12 protein-coding genes are annotated in these 17,771 nt (G+C 61.1%); 3 read left to right on the forward strand and 9 right to left on the reverse strand.

The genetic code is table 11. From position 1 onward, the window contains the following. The first annotated feature begins 65 nt into the window (after nt 1–65). Nucleotides 66–797, forward strand: coding sequence for a hypothetical protein (locus tag ABZ728_RS03520; protein WP_366654377.1), 732 nt, complete (start codon nt 66–68; stop codon nt 795–797). Nucleotides 798–827: 30 nt separating this feature from the next. Here ABZ728_RS03520 and ABZ728_RS03525 read toward each other — a convergent pair whose 3' ends face one another. The 3 genes from ABZ728_RS03525 to ABZ728_RS03535 are packed head-to-tail and all read right to left on the reverse strand — an operon-like array spanning nt 828 to nt 5,028. Further along, nucleotides 828–1,199, reverse strand: a complete 372-nt coding sequence (locus ABZ728_RS03525; RefSeq protein WP_366654378.1) for a YdbL family protein — start codon at nt 1,197–1,199, stop codon at nt 828–830. Nucleotides 1,200–1,242: 43 nt separating this feature from the next. Next, nucleotides 1,243–1,497, reverse strand: coding sequence for a YnbE family lipoprotein (locus ABZ728_RS03530; protein ID WP_366654379.1), 255 nt, complete (start codon nt 1,495–1,497; stop codon nt 1,243–1,245). Nucleotides 1,498–1,521: 24 nt separating this feature from the next. Next, nucleotides 1,522–5,028, reverse strand: coding sequence for a YdbH domain-containing protein (locus ABZ728_RS03535; protein ID WP_366654380.1), 3,507 nt, complete (start codon nt 5,026–5,028; stop codon nt 1,522–1,524). A 125-nt stretch (nt 5,029–5,153) separates the two neighbouring features. Here ABZ728_RS03535 and ABZ728_RS03540 point away from each other — a divergent pair, with 125 nt between their 5' ends. Beyond that, a complete protein-coding gene (locus tag ABZ728_RS03540; protein ID WP_366654381.1) occupies nt 5,154–5,354 on the forward strand; it encodes a hypothetical protein in 201 nt (66 codons plus the stop codon). 109 nt (nt 5,355–5,463) lie between these two features. Beyond that, nucleotides 5,464–8,007 (forward strand): cation:proton antiporter, encoded by a 2,544-nt coding sequence (locus tag ABZ728_RS03545; protein ID WP_366654382.1) that lies wholly within the window; start codon nt 5,464–5,466, stop codon nt 8,005–8,007. Nucleotides 8,008–8,012: 5 nt separating this feature from the next. Here ABZ728_RS03545 and cutA read toward each other — a convergent pair whose 3' ends face one another. From cutA to ABZ728_RS03575, 6 genes are all read right to left on the reverse strand, one after another. Beyond that, entirely contained in the window at nt 8,013–8,351 is a 339-nt protein-coding gene (cutA, locus tag ABZ728_RS03550) for a divalent-cation tolerance protein CutA (protein ID WP_366654383.1), read from the reverse strand. Between the two features lie 1,118 nt (nt 8,352–9,469). Continuing rightward, complete coding sequence (gene ilvD / locus ABZ728_RS03555; RefSeq protein ID WP_366654384.1) at nt 9,470–11,209, reverse strand: dihydroxy-acid dehydratase; 1,740 nt, start codon at nt 11,207–11,209, stop codon at nt 9,470–9,472. Between the two features lie 107 nt (nt 11,210–11,316). Beyond that, complete coding sequence (locus ABZ728_RS03560) at nt 11,317–13,968, reverse strand: valine--tRNA ligase (RefSeq protein WP_366654385.1); 2,652 nt, start codon at nt 13,966–13,968, stop codon at nt 11,317–11,319. Nucleotides 13,969–14,165: 197 nt separating this feature from the next. Further along, nucleotides 14,166–15,083: a DUF2497 domain-containing protein gene (locus ABZ728_RS03565; RefSeq protein WP_366654386.1), complete on the reverse strand. Its 918-nt coding sequence runs from the start codon at nt 15,081–15,083 to the stop codon at nt 14,166–14,168. 235 nt (nt 15,084–15,318) lie between these two features. After that, the gene (locus ABZ728_RS03570; protein WP_366654387.1) at nt 15,319–16,800 is read right to left on the reverse strand and encodes a TolC family outer membrane protein; all 1,482 of its coding nucleotides are present in this window, start codon (nt 16,798–16,800) and stop codon (nt 15,319–15,321) included. An 85-nt stretch (nt 16,801–16,885) separates the two neighbouring features. Beyond that, a complete protein-coding gene (locus tag ABZ728_RS03575) occupies nt 16,886–17,542 on the reverse strand; it encodes a protein-L-isoaspartate O-methyltransferase (RefSeq protein WP_366654388.1) in 657 nt (218 codons plus the stop codon). Nucleotides 17,543–17,771 lie beyond the last annotated feature (229 nt).

Raw genomic sequence — 17,771 nt, forward strand, 5'->3', positions numbered from 1 at the left:
GCGGCAATGGTACTGGCATCCACAATGATCCCTACGTCCGTGTTTATCCTCTACGGCAGCAATCAATGACTCTCGGCCTCCACGATCCGGACAGACGATATCGGCGGCGATTGCGCTCGACAGTCCTGAAGCTCTCTTTCTACCTCGTGACGGTGGGCGCCATAGGCGTCTTCACGTATCAGATTGGTGTCGAGCAGGTTGAAAGTCGGGAGCGCCAGTTGCGCGATCAGATCTCCCGGCTTCAGGAGCAGCAGCGAGCGCTGGAACAGACGGCCGTTCAGGCTCAGGCCGCCGCACGCACGGCGGAGGCCCGATACGAGGAAGCGGCGGACCGGCTCGCGCGGGAGGTCCCGACCGGCGAACTTCGCGCGCTCATGCAGTTGGTGTCGGACCGTCTGAACGAGGATGTGCCGGCCGACAGGCTGGCCTTTTTCATTGAAGCCGCCGAGGAGGCCCGGGACTGCACTGATCCGATCACAAGGCGCTTCATCATGCCAACGCCCGTTTACCAGGGCGCAAACACGTCGGTCAGTTTCGCCGATGGCCGAATCTCGGTCACGGGGATGGGGCAATCGGCGACGAGTGACGGCGGCGCCCAGCAGCCCTGGTTTGACCCCGGCCAAGAGGTAACGCTGCGTTTTGCGACCGTCGGAGGTGAGGAGACGACCGCGACCGGCACGCTTCCCGTTCACCAGTCGGTCGTGTTGGGCGACCGGGAATACCGATTCACCGCGGTCGAAGGTGATGAACGTTCGTTCGTCCAGGTGACCTCGGACAATTGCCCGTTTCCTGGATGATCGGCGCGGATGAACAGAAAAATGCGGCGGCTATTTCTGCCGCCAGTTTCCATTGGGATCCATAACATACCAACCCGGCTGCGCCCGTTCGATCAGCGTGCGTCCGGCGACGGCCTCCACCTCGGAGCGCGGTCGGCCCGTCTCTTGCGCTGTGCGTTCGTATTGCTGCCTGCGCTGCGCGTTGATGCTGGATACCAGTTCCTGAACGCCGGCAGCGTTTCGTACGGCACCGATATAGCCGTCCGGCCGCTCGCCCACCAGGCCTTGATTGCGGGCTTCATCCAGGGTTAAAGCCAGGGCTGGCCAGCTTACACCGAGCATCGAAAGCCCGACGACAATACTGGCGCCCATCGCCAACAGCCTGCGTCTGGTCGGCTGCGTCCACCGGTTGCATCGCGTCATTATTCTTGTCCCTTCCACGTCCATGCAGCCATACACGGCCAGCTCAGAAAATATCGCTGTTTTCCTCGAATACGCGCTCCAATTCGCGCTCGATCCTTATCCGGACCTCTTGCTCGATGCGGATATTGAGATTGATCTCGATCGGCTTGTCCGACGGCTCGACGCGCACGGTGGGCGAACACGCAACTTGAAGAACAGTGGCCGCCGCCGCTCCGGCGACACCGGCCGATCGGTACAGGAATGCCCGCCGATCGCCGACGCGTTCGGCTTCCGGCAGTGCCTCGTCAATCGCTGTCATAGCCCCTCACCCTCCATGTCCGCTTCAACGCTCCAGTTCCTGAAGCCGCCGGATCAATTCATCTTCATTCATCTCGCCGTCGAACTCGCGGAGCAACTCCTCCGCCTCGCGGCCTATACGGGTCGTCTCCAGTCCTCGCCTCAGCATCTCGTCAAGAGCGCCGCTCACGCCGACATTCAGTCTTACAGGATAGCCGTCATACAGATCCGGATTGGCGCCTTCGATCGTCAGCCCCAGTTCCAGGTTGTAACCTGTCTGACCGTTCAGCGTCATGATCAATTGACTGTACCGGAAATCTTCCAACGCACGGTACAGTATATCCATGCCGCCGTCGCCGGATGACGCAACATCGTCCGGCGCGCCTTCGTATCGCATCTGTCCGGGCGCGTCGGATGTCAGGATTCCATGGTCGATATAGACCGTGTCATTGGTAAGGCGCAGCGGGATCCGTCCGGAAACCGTGCCGTTGATGAAGAATTCATCGACCGGAACGTCCGAGAACAGATCGGCCAGCCGCACACTCTCCACCTCAAGTGTCAGGGTGCGCTCGCGATCACTCGGCCGGGTCACGACCGGTTCCGCGCGGACCACGCCGCCCGCCCAGGCGAAGCGCAGATCGTCGATGCTCACCGTTTGTCCGCTGATACCAAGATCGAAAGTTCCGTTTTCCAGAACGAAGCCAAGATCGACGGTGTCGATGGATACTTGCTGACCGCCCGGAATCGACAGCGGCAGCAGACGCCGGATCTGCAGCGTTGTGTTCAGACCGGAAAGGCTGCCGAACGGCGTGGCGAATCCCAGATCGGCGATACTCAGCGATCCCGACGCACTGATACCATCGTCCCACGCGGCGCGGCCGCGCGCGGAGACCACGCCACGCTGTTCGGAGATGGCGACCGAGCCGAGGGCAGGGACAAGGGCGGATAGATCCTCGATACGGGAAAGATCTATCGGATCGATCCGCCAATCCGCCACGACGGCGCCAGACGCCTCGTCATAGGTTCCTGTCGCGGTCAGCACCGGCAATCCCGCCGGTCCGACCAACCTGATTTCTCCGCGTCCTCCGTCGGCCGAGAAGAGCGAGGCTCTGACGTTGTAGAGCTGCTGCGGGCCGAGCACCCGGGTCCGCCATCCACCGGTCAGCGTGGCCTCCACGTCCCGCCCGGTCGCCTGAACCGTCAACGATGCGCCATTGATCGTGCCCAACCCCTGACCGAGATCCAGTGCGCCATCGGACAAGCTCGCGGAAAAGGTCGCCGGACGCTGCCTCCCTTCGTCGAGCGGTTCGTCGCCGGCTCCTTCGCCCAACGCCAAGCCGATTTCCGGCCATGTCAGTGTTCCGAGCGGGTTGCCATCGCTCCCGCCGATCAGGCCGATTTCACCGGGGCCAACCCGAAAGCGCAGCGCTTCCCGGGGCCAGTAGCCGAAATCAGGGCGAAGTGTGAGGCGGCCGTCCGGGGAATCGATTTCGATGCACAACTCTACCGGCGCCGCGAGCCTCACGCCGTCCGGAACGACGAAATCGCCAAACGAAATGGTGGCACATCCGTCCTGATCGATCGAAACGACACCAGAGTGCAGATCGGCCGACACGTCGACTGTCGCGGCCGCGTTTACTCCGGCCATCAGCTCGTTCCGATCGAGCCTCGCGGACGATTGTATCGTCGCTCTGAAGGAGGGACGGTCCAGCCGTCCCTGCCCGCCGACGGCGATTCGCACCGGATCGACATCCACCCCCAGGCCGCCGGCGCTCGCCTCGATGAAATCGGCCACGTCGATCGTCAGGGAGGGGGCGAGCAGGGTGTATGTTGCCCATGCGCCATTTGGCTCTTCCCGCAAGTCTGCCGAGGCCGATGACCCGGCCGCACTGGCAGGTACGATTGTAAACGACAGCCCCTCCTCACCCCCGCGGACCGTCGTGCCCCCAATTGTGGCGGCAAAATAGACGTGCCCAGCCAGATCAAGACCATCAGGCCCGCGCTGGACCGACAGCACCGAATCGGGCGCGATGGTCGCGACGACCGGCCCCATCCCCAGGTCGCCCGCAAACGTCGTCGTTTCGTCGACAGTGAACCGGAGCCCCTCCGCGGTCGGACGCACGCGGAATGTTCCGCGCAATGACTCCTGAGCGGATATTCGGGAGTCCGGGAGAGAGAGTGGAGATCCCGCATCGATACCGACCAGACCGTCGACAACGATCCCGGCGGCAAGGTCAACGATCCCGGACGGTTGCCATGATACCGAGGCGGGCGATTCGGCCAGGGACGCCAGAATTTGACCATTCAGGACGAGGTCGGCGCGCAATGCGGCCGTCAGGTCGGTGGTCAGTGGATCGAGAAAAGCGAAGTCAGCCGATTGCATCATCCCGACGATCAAACGCCGGGTCGCAGCAGCGTCGGCAATCGCACCATCGAATGCGACATCGATGAATTCGTCCGACGCCGGCAAATCGGCTGTGGAATCTGCGGTTCCGCCGGCCATCAGGCGAGCGGCCGTAGCCGCGCGCAGGCGCGCTTCGGCGGAGAACCAGGCCGAGATCCCTCTATCATCCGCCTCCGGACGAGGCATGCCGGCTCCCTCGTCGTCAGCGAATGCTTCGACATCGATGGAGAACCGGGCACCATCGCCTGTGATCTCGCCCGACAGGATGGCGTTCAAAGCGCTTTCGCCACTCCCGGGCTTAACAGGACCACTTTCGGCCCGGAAAGCAACACGCGAGGGTGCGAACGATGCCGTCGTTTCGGCCACCAGCCAGAACGACCCATCCGAGACGACTGTGGGGGAGACGAAGGCCGACACACGATCAGCGTCCCCGATCGCCGAATCCGTCAGTTCCAGTTGATTGCCTGACAGGGAAAGGACAAAGCGGCCCTCGGCATCCTGCGTAAACCGGACATCGACGTCGGTTTGTCCGGTAAACCGCTCACCGAATCCGGCATATGAAACGCGGCCGTCGGCACTGCCGGAGAGGCCATCGCTGCGCATCGCGCCATTCATGGCGGCGTCAAAGCCGAATCGACCGACCGGGGTATCGAGGGTGAGGTGAGCGTCCTCCAGAGTCAGAGCGTCGACCCTGAACGCCGGGCCGCTGGCACCGTCGTCCGATTCTCCGCCGAATTCGAGATGCTCGAATCCTGGAATTTGAAATGTACCGTCCGCCGCGACTTCTGCTTCCGTTCGAAGTCCCCGCACGGAAATTTCGGCCAATTCGGCGACTGCCGCGCCTTGTCCACCGTCGCGATCCAGCCAGGGCGCCAGAGCATGGAACCAGGACCCTTCGACGACCATTTCGAGGCGGTCGATCGAATGGCGACCGTCATCCGCCGATATCCCGGTCAGGACGAGCCGGTTCCAGCCGGCGGTCTCGACTCGAAACCGGTTGATCGGATGCCCCCAGCCCCGTAGCACCGCGGCAACACGATCGGCGCCCCACGGTGATTGCACAGCCACGATCGCCGCCACCATCGCGCCGGATACGAGCAGGGCAACAAGGATCAAGAGGCCGAGAATCCGCCGAAGCAGGCGCATCATGGCGACTCAATCCACAGATGATCAGGCCAAAGATGATCAGGGACGGTCATGTAATCGTATACCACCAAACGCCAGGGGACCGGGCCGCTCGCCGCAGGGTAGCGGCCCGGGGATCATATTCTTCATTGCCCATCGACGCGAACTTACCCTTCACCGAGGTCACCACAGCCCTGTTCCTGAAAAATCGCGCCGAGGTGCGGCTCATTTATGACGCCGGTATGGACAATCGCAACACGGGGACCACGGATAGAGGCGGCCGTGGCCAGACGGGCATGGCCCGGGCGGTTCGCGCCGATCGGGTCGCGATGCGGACAGCCGGCAATTGAGGACGTCTTTTCACGATGATCGACGTATTGCCGTTTGTGCCGTACGCCTTGGGGGGTTAGCGTCGCCGCGGCCATGACGGCCACGGCCTCTCCATCGGTGTACCCCAAAGTGGATCTGTCGGTATTCCTGCTCAGTCTGGCGCTCCTTCTTGTCATCGTCAGCATTCTTCAGCCGCTCGCCGACCGTCTGGCGGTGCCTCATACGGTGCTGCTGGCGGCGGTGGGGGTATTGATCGGCATCGTTTCCGTCCTGCTGGGATCCGGTTTCCCTGGTCCGGGCTCGCCGGGAGCCGTCATTCCTGCGTCATCACCGGGCGACATGGTCGCCGGCTTCAGGCTGACCTCCGAGACCTTTCTGGTCGTCTTTCTGCCTCTGCTGTTGTTCCAGGCGGCATTGACGATCGATGTGCGGCGCATGGCCGAAGACGCGGCGCCGATCCTGCTGATGGCAATCGTGGCCGTTCTGATCACGACGATCGTCGTTGGAATGGCGTTGTGGCCGGTTTCCGGTCTCCCGCTCGTTGCCTGCCTGTTGCTTGGCGCCATCGTCGCAACCACGGACCCTTCGGCGGTCGTTGGCATTTTTCGGGACTTGGGAGCACCGGCCCGGCTCACGCGCCTTGTCGAAGGAGAAAGTCTGCTCAACGACGCCGCGGCAATCGTCCTGTTCACGATCTTTCTGGACCTGCTGCTTCTCGGCCGGCAGGTCGACGCCGGCGGTGCGCTGATCACCTTCGTGATCAGCTTTGTCGGCGGTGCAGCAGTCGGTGTCGCCGGTGCACGGCTTATCGCATTTCTGATCAGGTTCCTTCGCGATCTTAGGCTGGCCGAAGTCACCATGACTCTGGCATTGCCGTATATCGTCTATATCGTCTCCAACGATTATCTCGGCGTTTCCGGTGTCGTCGCTGCCGTTGCGGCGGGGCTCGCACTCAGCGCCACCGGCCGGGGCCGTATCGCACCGGAGAACTGGCGCTTTCTCCAGGACATCTGGCAACAGCTGGGGTTCTGGGCCAGTTCGCTGGTTTTTGTTCTGGCCGCGATCCTGATGCCGGGACTGATCGCCGACATCGGTCCGTGGGATGTTTTGCTACTGGCAATCGTGATCATCGGCGCCCTCGCCGCCCGCGCCGTCGTGCTGTTCGGCTTTCTCCCCCTCCTCAGCGTCATGCGGCTCAGCCAGTCGGTCGACAGGCCGCTCACGATCGTCATCCTTTGGGGCGGGCTTCGTGGCGCTGTCACCATCGCCCTCGCGCTCGGCGTTACCGAAAACCGGTTCATCGACGATGAGGTTCAACGGTTCGTCGCCATCATGTCGACCGGATTCGTCCTTTTCACCTTGTTCGGTAACGGGATTACCCTGAAGCCGATGATAAGGCGACTGCACCTCGATCGGCTGTCGCCGATCGATCGTGTCCTGCGCGAACAGGTCCTGGCGCTGGCCCTGTCCAATGTCCGCGATTCGATCCGCCGGACGGCTACGCAGTACCAGATACCACGCAACATCGCCCGCGACGTCATTCGTCCTTACGAAACCCGGATCAAGAACGCGACGGAAGGGCAATCGATCGAAGACCAGATCGCCGACCGCGACCGCATTACCATCGGGCTGGTTGCGCTGGCGAATCGCGAACGGGAACTGATCCTCGCGCATTATCAGCAGAGAACCGTCTCAAGCGTGATCGTCGAACCGTTGATGGCTTATGCCGGCCACCTGGCCGACAGTGCCCGGGCACAGGGCCGGATTGGCTATAATCGCGCTGCCCGCCGCATGCTGGCGTTCCCGTTCCAATTCAGAATGGCCGAGTTCATCCACCGGCGCCTCGGCTACGCGCGGCCGCTCGTCACGCAGCTTACGCTCCGATTCGAGATGCAGCTTCTAAGCCAGTTGGTCCTTGACGAACTGCAGAGCTTTGGCAGATCCCGCCTGCCGCCGCTGTTGGGAGATCGTGTCGCCGAGATCGTCGAGGACATGCTGGCAACGCGCCTGGATCACGTCGAACAGGCGCTGGATGCTCTTCGGCTCCAGTATCCCAGCTATGCCGAATCACTTGAGCGGCGCTTTCTGAGGCGTTTCGCGTTGCGGCTGGAAGAGGTCGAGTACCAGGTTCTGCGGGACGAAGCGTTGATCGGACAGGAACTGTATTTCCATTTGCGCAGCGAGGTCGAGTCCGACCGCACGCGATCCGACGCCCTGCCTCCCCTCGATCTTGCTTTGAACACACGCGACCTCGTCCGCCAATTTCCATTATTCGCCCATCTGTCCGACGAGCAAATCGAAGTCATTGCAACGCAGCTGGAGGCCCGGTTTGCCTCGCCGGGTTCCTGGCTTATCAGGCGAGGTCAGAAAAGCGACAGCGTCTATTTTATCGCCTCAGGCGCTGTCGAAGTCACAATAGAAGATTCGGATCAGTCAGTCCGCTTGGGCCGCGGCGACTTTTTCGGTGAGATGGCCATTCTCAGCGGCCGGCGGCGGCGCTCAGATGTCCGTAGTCTGGGCTTCTGCCATCTCCTCGTCCTCAATGACACGACATTCCGCCGTCTTCTGGACCACAATCCTGACATCCGGAGCGAGATTGACCGGATCGTGTCCATACGATCCCAAATGTCACAACCGCAGCCGAGCCCCGAAACTGGCCCGAAATCCAGCTGATTCCGCTACGTCATGTTGGTCTCCGGCAGAACGGTTTCTCCGATCCAGGATATGAATGCCGCGTTGCCGGCCGTAATCGGAAGTGCCACAACACACGGCACATCATAGGAATGAAGGGCCTGAACGCGTTCAACGACGCGGCCCACCAAATCCCGCCTCGTCTTGGCGACAACCGGAACTTCCCCGTCTTCCTGAACCTCTCCTTCCCAGCTGAACAGCGACGTCATCGGAGCCATAACATTGACGCATGCGACGAGCTTTTCTTCCACCAGCGCCCGGCCAATCCGGCGCCCTTCGTCGTCGCTAGATACGGTCATGTAAAGAAGTACGGCATCTGTCATCATTTCACCTCTGACGTCAATTTCGGACGTTGCTCAGCCGCCGACCCTAAGCGCCCGATCTGCCGCCCGAAAATCATACCATGCACCGCGGACATACTTGACATGCGTCTTGAGATCGGCAATTAATAGCCTCCGGAGATGAACGGTCCGAGTTTAGGGAGGCACCGTCGTAAACAGATTGCCATCATCCACATAAAATGGTTTCAATCAAGATGACCAGGTTGGATGTTAAGGCAGTTTAACTGTATTCGGGCTTCTAAAGCACCGAATTCCTGCTCAGAGTCATTGACTTGATTTCTGGTTAAAGGCCGGTCCTCACGGATCGGTCTTTTTTATTGAATTTTGATCGTAATCCTGCTGAAGATTCCAGCCTTATCCCAAATATATGCATTGCCCCAGGCTAGACGATGGTCTACCCCATAAGGGTCGTACTCAGTAATCCTTTTGCGCGTTCGGCAATTTCCGTTCCCAAACGACATTGGACCTCGCATGCCCAGTGAAAATTCGGATACTAATGGTTCAGGCGCTCCGACGCGGGGCCTTGGGGTCAATTCCTTAACCCTTTTGGTTTTGCCCATTTTCTTCGTTTTTGCACTCTCCCTAGGGCTATGCGCGCGCGAACTCGCGGCGCATATTGTTGCTGGCAATGGCGACGGCGCCATGTTGACGCGAATATCCGATAACAGCCCGGAAACGGACAGTGGCTATGAATTGGCGGAATCGGAACGATAAGAGCCGACCGAAGCAGGCAGTGGCGGGGCCGCTCCGGGCAGTCGCATTGGTGACCCTTACCGCATTTCTGGGCGGCTGTGGCTGCGCAGTTTCAAGCACTCCATCTGCTTCTGCCGACGGCGCGGATTTCTCCACTTCAGGGGCTACCGATTCCGTTCAGACGCCAAGCGCAAACGCGCAGGAAGCAAACCCGAATGATGGGCCTGCCATTGAGGCTGCCCCACGGGAAGCCGTCGACGTGACGCCGCTGTAACACGGGCCTTTCCTGGTGGACGCTGGCCGGCATTGCGGGCGAAACCTCAGCAACGCCCATGTATTGTTTCCGAACATTTTCCCCAGGCTTCCCGATAGGCTCTGCCTATCGGGCGCCCGATCAAGTACCACGCCGATCAGATATCGGCATAGACATGAGTTTCGGCCTTGCCGCCGGGGTGCGTTACCGCGCCCTTCTCAGCGCTTCCGACAGTCTGCGCATATTTCCACAGTGCGCCGGATTGATAGTCATGCGCCCGGGGCTTCCAGACCTTGCGGCGGTTCTCCAGCTCTTCGTCGGAAAGATCGACCGACAGTGTTCCGTTGACGGCATCGATCGTGATGATGTCGCCATCCTTGAGCAATCCGATCGGACCGCCCGTCGCTGCCTCCGGTCCGACATGACCGATGCAGAAGCCCCGCGTCGCACCGGAAAAGCGGCCATCGGTAATCAGCGCAACCTTGTCGCCCACGCCCTGCCCGTACAGCGCCGCTGTCGTTGAGAGCATCTCGCGCATTCCCGGACCGCCGCGCGGCCCCTCGTAACGAATGACGATTACCTCGCCGGCCTCGTAGGACCGCGACTGGACGCCTTTGAATGCTTCTTCTTCGCTGTCGAAGCAACGGGCCGGGCCACTGAATTTCAACGTTTTCATGCCGGCGACCTTAACAATCGCGCCCTCAGGGGCAAGATTGCCGCGCAATCCGACAACCCCGCCCGTCGGCGTGATCGGGTTGCTGGTCGGCCGGATAACATCCTGATCGGTCGGGAAGACGACATTCGCCAGGTTCTCGGCGATTGTCCGGCCCGTGACGGTTATGCAGTCTCCGTGCAGGAACCCGCCGTCCAGCAGCGCCTTCATCAGCACCGGCACGCCGCCGATCTCAAACATATCCTTTGCCACATAGCGGCCGCCGGGCTTCAGATCAGCGATATAAGGTGTGCGCTTGAATATCTCGGCCACGTCATGCAAATCGAACTCGATGCCACACTCATGTGCGATCGCCGGCAAATGCAGCCCCGCATTCGTTGAACCGCCGGACGCCGCCACGACGGTTGCTGCATTCTCAAGTGCCTTGCGCGTGACAATATCCCGCGGGCGCAGTTGCCGGGCAATGAGGTCCATTACGGCCTCACCCGAGGCGCGCGCATACTCGTCCCGCGTCTCGTAGGGTGCAGGGGCTCCGGCCGAACCCGGCAAAGCCAGGCCCATGGCTTCGGATACGCAGGCCATGGTGTTGGCCGTGAATTGTCCGCCGCATGACCCGGCAGACGGACATGCGACGCATTCGAGCTCATGGAGATCTTCGTCGGACATATTCCCGGCACCATGAGCCCCGACCGCCTCGAAGACATCCTGAACCGTCACGTCGTGGCCCTTGTATCGGCCCGGCAGGATCGATCCGCCGTACATGAAGACGCTGGGCACGTTGAGGCGAACCATCGACATCATCATTCCGGGAAGAGACTTGTCGCAGCCGGCAAGCCCTACCAGGCCGTCATAACAATGACCCCGCATCGTCAATTCCACGGAATCGGCAATGACTTCACGGCTGGCCAGGGACGATTTCATTCCCTGATGGCCCATCGCGATACCGTCAGTCACGGTGATGGTCGTGAATTCTCTCGGCGTACCGCCCTTTTCATCAACGCCGACCTTCACGGACTTGGCCTGACGCGACAACGATATGTTGCACGGTGCCGCCTCGTTCCAACAGGTCGCCACACCGACGAAGGGCCGCTCGATCTGTTCTTCGGTCAAGCCCATCGCATAGTAGTAGGATCGGTGCGGCGCCTTGTCAGGGCCCATCGATACGTGACGGCTAGGCAGCTTCGACTTGTCGAATCGGCCAGGGTTCCGCTTGTCATCATCCATCGGCATGCATCCATCCCTCTCGCTTTGGCAGCCGAGCCGCCGATCGGCCGACCGCTGCAAGTGTCATTGCGCATTTGTCACATCAATACCAACCGCACGATCCGCAGTTACGTCGGGTTGATACCGTCGAGCGCGGACCGTAGCCGGTCGCGCAGCGCTGTCGCGTCGGCCAGCCGCTCGCGTTGCTCCTCCACGACCGCTTCGGGCGCCTTGGCCAGAAACTGCTCGTTCTGAAGTTTGCCGGACAGTTTGCCCATTTCCGCTTCGGCCCTGGAAATTTCCTTCGACAGCCGGGCTCGCTCCTGGTCGAGATCGATCACATCCGCCAGGGGAAGGACGATGGTCGCTTCACCGACGATCGCTTGAGCGCATCCGGACGTGTCAACTTCGTCGTCGGCCGTGACGGCTGACGCCCGCGCCAGAGACAGGATCAATTGGCTGTGGGATTCCAGGAGCCGCCGCGTTTCATCTGATGCGCCCCTCAGAAACACCGGAATTCGGGCGGAAGGTGGAACGTTCATCTCCGACCGGATTGTTCGGATAGACGACACCAGGCGCACAACCCATTCAATTTCGGCACCGACATCGCCGTCGCCATAACCGTTGTCGGGATACTCCGGCCAGGGCGCTGAAATGAGCATTCTGTCGCGATCGCCGGTCGATTCCCAAAGCACCTCGGTGATGAACGGCATATGCGGATTTAGATTGTGCAGGATCTGATCCAGCACCCACGCCGTTACGGCTCGCGTCTCAGCAGCGGCGGCCTGATCCGAGCCATTGAGGATCGGCTTGGTGAACTCCAGATACCAGTCGCAGAACGTGCCCCAGGTGAAATGGTATATCGCTCCGGCGGAGTCGTTGAATCGGAACTGCTCAAGAGAAAGCGAAGCCTGATGAGCCATTTCGGCCGCTTTGCCGATGATCCAGCGATTGACCGGCAGACGCGCCGATGCCGGGTCGAAAGCCGGATCGACGCGGACCCCGTTCATCTGACAATATCGCGCCGCGTTCCACAGCTTCGTCGCGAAATTGCGATACCCCTCGACCCGTTGTTCCGACATTTTCACGTCCCGCCCCTGCGCGGCGAACGAGATCAGCGTGAAACGCAATGCATCGGCACCATAGCGATCGGCAATGTCGAGCGGGTCCATGACATTGCCCTTGCTCTTCGACATCTTCTGGCCCTTCTCGTCACGGACCAGGGCATGAATGTAGACCGTCCGGAACGGCACATCGTCCATTACGTGCAGCCCCATCATCATCATGCGGGCGACCCAGAAAAAGATGATATCGAATCCCGTCACCAACACATCGCCGGGATAATAGCGGGCCAGTTCCGGAGTCTCCTCGGGCCAGCCGAGGGTAGAGAACGGCCAGAGCGCTGACGAAAACCATGTGTCCAATACGTCTTCGTCGCGAACCAGCGTCTGGTTCCCGCCGTAATGCATTCGGGCGGCCGCAGCAGCCGCGTCCTCGGTTTCCTCGACGAAGACCGTCCCGTCCGGACCATACCAGGCCGGGATCTGGTGCCCCCACCAGAGCTGGCGGCTGATGCACCAAGGCTGGATGTTGCGCATCCATTCGAAATAGGTCTTTGCCCAGTTGGCGGGGACGAATTTGGTGCGGCCACTCTCCACCGCCTCAATCGCGGGTTTAGCCAGCGTAGCGGCATCGCAGTACCACTGATCGGTAAGCCACGGCTCGATCGGTACGCCGCCGCGGTCTCCATAGGGAACCATGTGGACGTGGTCTTCGATTTTCTCAAGAAATCCGCCGGCTTCAAGATCCGCGACGATGGCTTTTCGCGCGTCGAAACGGTCCATCCCGACATATTTTTCCGGCGCGGCGTCGTTGATGCGGGCCTCGTTGTCAAAAATGTTGATCGTCTCCAATGATTGACGTCGGCCGACCTCGAAATCGTTGAAATCGTGGGCAGGAGTTATCTTGACCGCGCCAGACCCCTGCTCCGGATCGGCGTATTCGTCAGCCACAATCGGAATCCTGCGCCCAACCAGCGGCAGCGTCACGAATTTACCTATCAGCGGGCGATACCGCGCATCGTCCGGATGGACGGCAACACCGGTGTCGCCGAGCATCGTTTCCGGCCGTGTCGTAGCGACGGTGATAAAACTGTCGGGATCGTCGGCAAGCGGGTATCTGAAATGCCAGAGATGCCCTTTGATCTCGCGCTGTTCGACCTCGAGATCCGAAATGGCGGTGCGCAATTTCGGATCCCAGTTGACCAGGCGTTGATCCTTGTAGATCAGTCCCTTCTTGTGGAGATCGACGAAAACCTTTCGAACAGCGGCATTCAGCCCCTCGTCCATCGTGAAGCGCTCACGCGGCCAATCCGGCGACGTCCCCAGCCGGCGGAGCTGATTGACGATCGACCCGCCGCTTTCCTCTTTCCACGACCAGACACGATCAAGGAACTGCTGCCGACCAAGCGCCGTCCGGGATGTTCCTTCGGCCGCGAGATTGCGTTCGACAACCATCTGGGTGGCGATACCCGCGTGATCCATACCCGGCTGCCACAGTGCGTCGCGGTTGTTGCGCCGGTAGTACCGAATCAGGACGTCCTGGAGCGTATGGTTCAGCGCGTGCCCCATGTGCAGGCTGCCGGTTACGTTCGGCGGCGGCATCATTATGGTGAAGGGCGGCGCTGGCGACTGGGGATCGCAGGCAAACAGACCGCGCTGCTCCCATTCGCTATAGAGCCTCGCTTCGTGTTCCTGCGGCGCAAACGTCTTTTCCAGCATTGCCAGCACAACCCATTAACCTGAACGAAAAAAACGGTCCAACGACAGGCAAATCCCTACCGTAAGGACCGTCGGACGGCAAGAGACCGCAGAAAATGGCTCTTCGGGATCAAACCGGCGCATCGACCTCGGGCGACAGTCGAATGCGACACACATTGTCATGCCGCGATCGAGAGCCCGGGCGATCGGCCTGCCGGTCAGCGGCGCTTTTGCCCACCCACGACGCGCTTGATCTCCCGCTGCACGGCTTCTTCAACGATCGGCTGCAGGTTCTGGTCGAGCCAATCGCGAAGCATCGGCTTAAGCATTTCGCGGACCATCTGCTCAAGCGTCTTGGAGCCATCGCCGATCGGCGTCTGAGAAGTGGAAGTGGGCATCGGCTTTGGTTCCGGTTGTTCGGTCAGCTTGGAGAAAGCGGCCGCCGTAGCGGCGGCTGTTGCGCCCGACACAAGGGTGTCTTCACCTTCGAAATCGCCGTCCCCGAATCCTCCGTCTTCATCGAAACCCGCATCGGCGCCGAATCCGGGGTCGTCCCCCGTAGCCTCGTCAAAGGCCTTCTCGAAGTCCAGATCATCGTTCTCGAATTGATCGCGCTTTGGCATTGGGTCTTCCTGAGTCGTCAGATCCTGGGTCATCGGATCATGATCATCAAAACTGAACGGGTCGGATTCCTCTGACGCGACCGGGTCGGGCGCGGGCTCTGGCTCGACAGCAGCCCCAAAGGAAGAATCGTCGGCAGGCTCCGTCAGGTCCAGTATGTCGTCATCGTCTTCGTCGGACTCTCCCACCAGAGCCGACGATTCGAATGGTGCTGCGCCGAATGGGTCGTCGCTGCCGTCGAGACGATCATCGTCCCCGAGCTCGAATGGTGAGTCGCCGAAAGCGTCGTCTTCCCCGAAACCCCCATCCTCACCGGATCCGTGATCTTCCTGCGGTGGAGGCGCGGTCGTCGTGGGTTGGGCCGCCATGGGCGGATCATCTCCGACGGCACTGTCGGCCGACGCCTTGTTCTGATCACCGTCTGCCGGCTGATCGTCATCCGAGATGATCCGCCGGATCGACGCCAGAATTTCTTCCATCGTCGGCTCTGGCTGCTTTTGTTTCGGGTCGCTCATATGCCCTTGCCGTCTTCTACCGCGTTTTGAAGCAGGACCGGGTCCTGTATCCGGGATCCAGTCGAGGAACTCTAATGAGAAGCCAGTTGGAGATCCTGGCCGGTGGAATTGAACGGACCACCCTGCCCTTTGCTCACCTGCCTTTGGCCCATACGAAACAACGAATACTCACCGAAGTAAAGGTCGGAAGCCATCGCTCGCAAGTCGACGACAGGCCACCGGCTCAGGATCCGGCCTATTCGGCCTCCGGGACGGATGTTCCCCACCAGGCGTCGCGCGACCGCTGGTAAGCCGGTTCAATATCGTAAAGGTCAACATCGAGGCCCAATTCGCTGGCTCTGAGACGTCCAGCGGACGACAACAGCTGATAATGCGCCACGAAAAGATTGCGCTGGGCCTCCACCAGATCGACCTGAGCATCCAACAGATCCTGTTCCGCGTCCAATACGTCGAGCGGCGTCCGCTCCCCCACCTGGGCCTCTTCGCGCACGCCGTTGAGTGCAACCTGCTGCGCTTGCACCTGAGCATTCAGCGACTGGATCTGTGAACGCGCGGTTGCGACCGTCTCCCAGGCCTCGATCGCATCGGAGATCGTTCCGCGGCGCACCGACTCGACCTCGATCCGGCGTTGACTGGCCTGCTCACGCGCTTGGCGGACCCGCGACGATTGCGCGCCAGCCTGATAGAGGGGCACCGTCAGCCGCGCGGTCAAGCTGATCGAGTCCGACGGCATGGATTCCGCAATGTCCGAATAACTCCGGCTGACAGATGCATTCAGCGTCACCTCCGGAAGGAGTCCACCCCGTGCGACATCGACACCGGCCTGTGCCGCCCGTTCGGTGAACAGCGCAACGGTAACGCGGGGGTTGGCGCTTTCGGCCAATGTTAGCGCCTCTTCCAGAGAGGCCGGAATACCCGGCGGCGCACCGGAAGGTTCGTCCACATCCTCGCCCGGCGGCACGCCAACGACACGTTCATACGCTGCCCTGGCGTTCCTGAGCGATCCTTCGGCAGCTATCGTCTGCGACTCGGCCGCAGCCAGTCGGCTTTCGGCAAGACTGACATCGGTGCGCGTTACTTCGCCGACCGAAAATCGGTCGCGCGTCGCCTGCAACTGCCGGCTGATGACGGACTCGTTATTCCTGGCCAGCGCCAGCACAGCCCGGGCCTGCACCAGATCGACATGGGCCACGACAGCGGACAGAAGCACCGACTGCTCTACGTCGGCGAGAGCGGCTCGTCGCGCCTGAATAACCGCCTCGGCCTGCTCGACCGACGCAACGGTCCGACCACCGCGGTACAGCGGTTGACTGAGACTGATGCCCACTTCTGCCGGATTGACCCGTTGGGCCGTTCGTCCGGGCTGCAGTTGCGATGGTGACTCGGAAGATCGGGCCGTGACGCTGGCTTCCCCCTGGATCGTCGGCCGATACCCGGCAAGAGCCTGAGACAAGTCCTCGTTGGTCGCCCGCAGATTGGCCCGTTCGGCCCGAATGTCGGGATTGGTCCGGTACGTCTCGGCCAATGTCTCCTGCAACGTCTGCGCCTGAGCGCTGCCCGACAGCGCCCAGAACGCAATGCCCGTTGCGGCGAACGTCCCCGAACCGGCCATCGCAGCACACATCGCGGCGGCTGCCCCCAGGTACCGGATCGTCCGGCAGACCCCTTCAAGACCCCATGAGGCCGACTGATCCGATGTGCTGGTCCGAAACGTCATTCATGCCTCTTTCGGTCTGGCGCTGCAGAAATCTTTGCCTTTAACTATAGCGGCTGTCCCGCCGAAGTCCTCGCCCGTCTAGTTGTCAGAATTCAAAGACCGGTTTCGGTTCGAATCCTGGAAGATACGGCGTGTAGGCGTCGAATCTCTCGATCTTCGAAATGGTCTCGCCGAACTTCTGGTAGAGGTATCCGGCACTCCGGCCACCGGCCGACGCCAGTACCGTCGCCAACCGGCCTCCATCCGCCAATTGATCAAGAATGCCCTGCGGCACGTGATCGACGGCGCCGTTGATGAAGATAACGTCGTATGGGCCCTGATCCGGCCACCCCGCCGTCAGGTCTCCCGTTAGTACAACGGCATTGTCGGCTCCGAGTTCCGCAAGGATGTCGGCCGCTTTGTCTGCCATGGTTCCGTCGCTCTCAAGGGCGACGACGGTGCTGCAAAGGCGGGCCAGAATGGCGGTTGAGTAGCCGTAGCCGCAACCGATATCCAGAACGATATCCGTGGGCCTTACATTGGCATCGTTAACCAGACGGCCGAAAACCATCGGCTCCATCAGATAGCGGCCGTTGCCGATCGGAACATCCTCGTCCACATGAGCAATACCGCGCACTGCCTTGGGAACGAATTTGTCGCGGGGAACGTTCAGCATGGCGTTCATCAGCGCCGAATCCGTCACCTTATTGGGCTTAACCTGCCCCTCGACCATGTTGAAACGGGCGTCCGAATAGTCGGTCATTGAAACAGCGTTCCCGAATTGTAGCCGCAAGACATTGACAGCCGCCGGACCGATGACGTCGCTCCGGCGATAGCCCTAGGTTCTATCCTCCCCGCATCCGCGAAACAAGAATTGAAAGTCGAGCAGGTATCAAAGCGGGGTCGGGTTCAATTTCGGGTGTGGTTTTCCGTCGGGCCTGGGCAGGAGCGCTTGACCTTGTCGGCCCGCCGGGATTATACCAGCGCCGTCG

It is taken from the genome of Fodinicurvata sp. EGI_FJ10296, assembly GCF_040712075.1.
Classification (GTDB): Bacteria; Pseudomonadota; Alphaproteobacteria; order DSM-16000; family Inquilinaceae; genus JBFCVL01.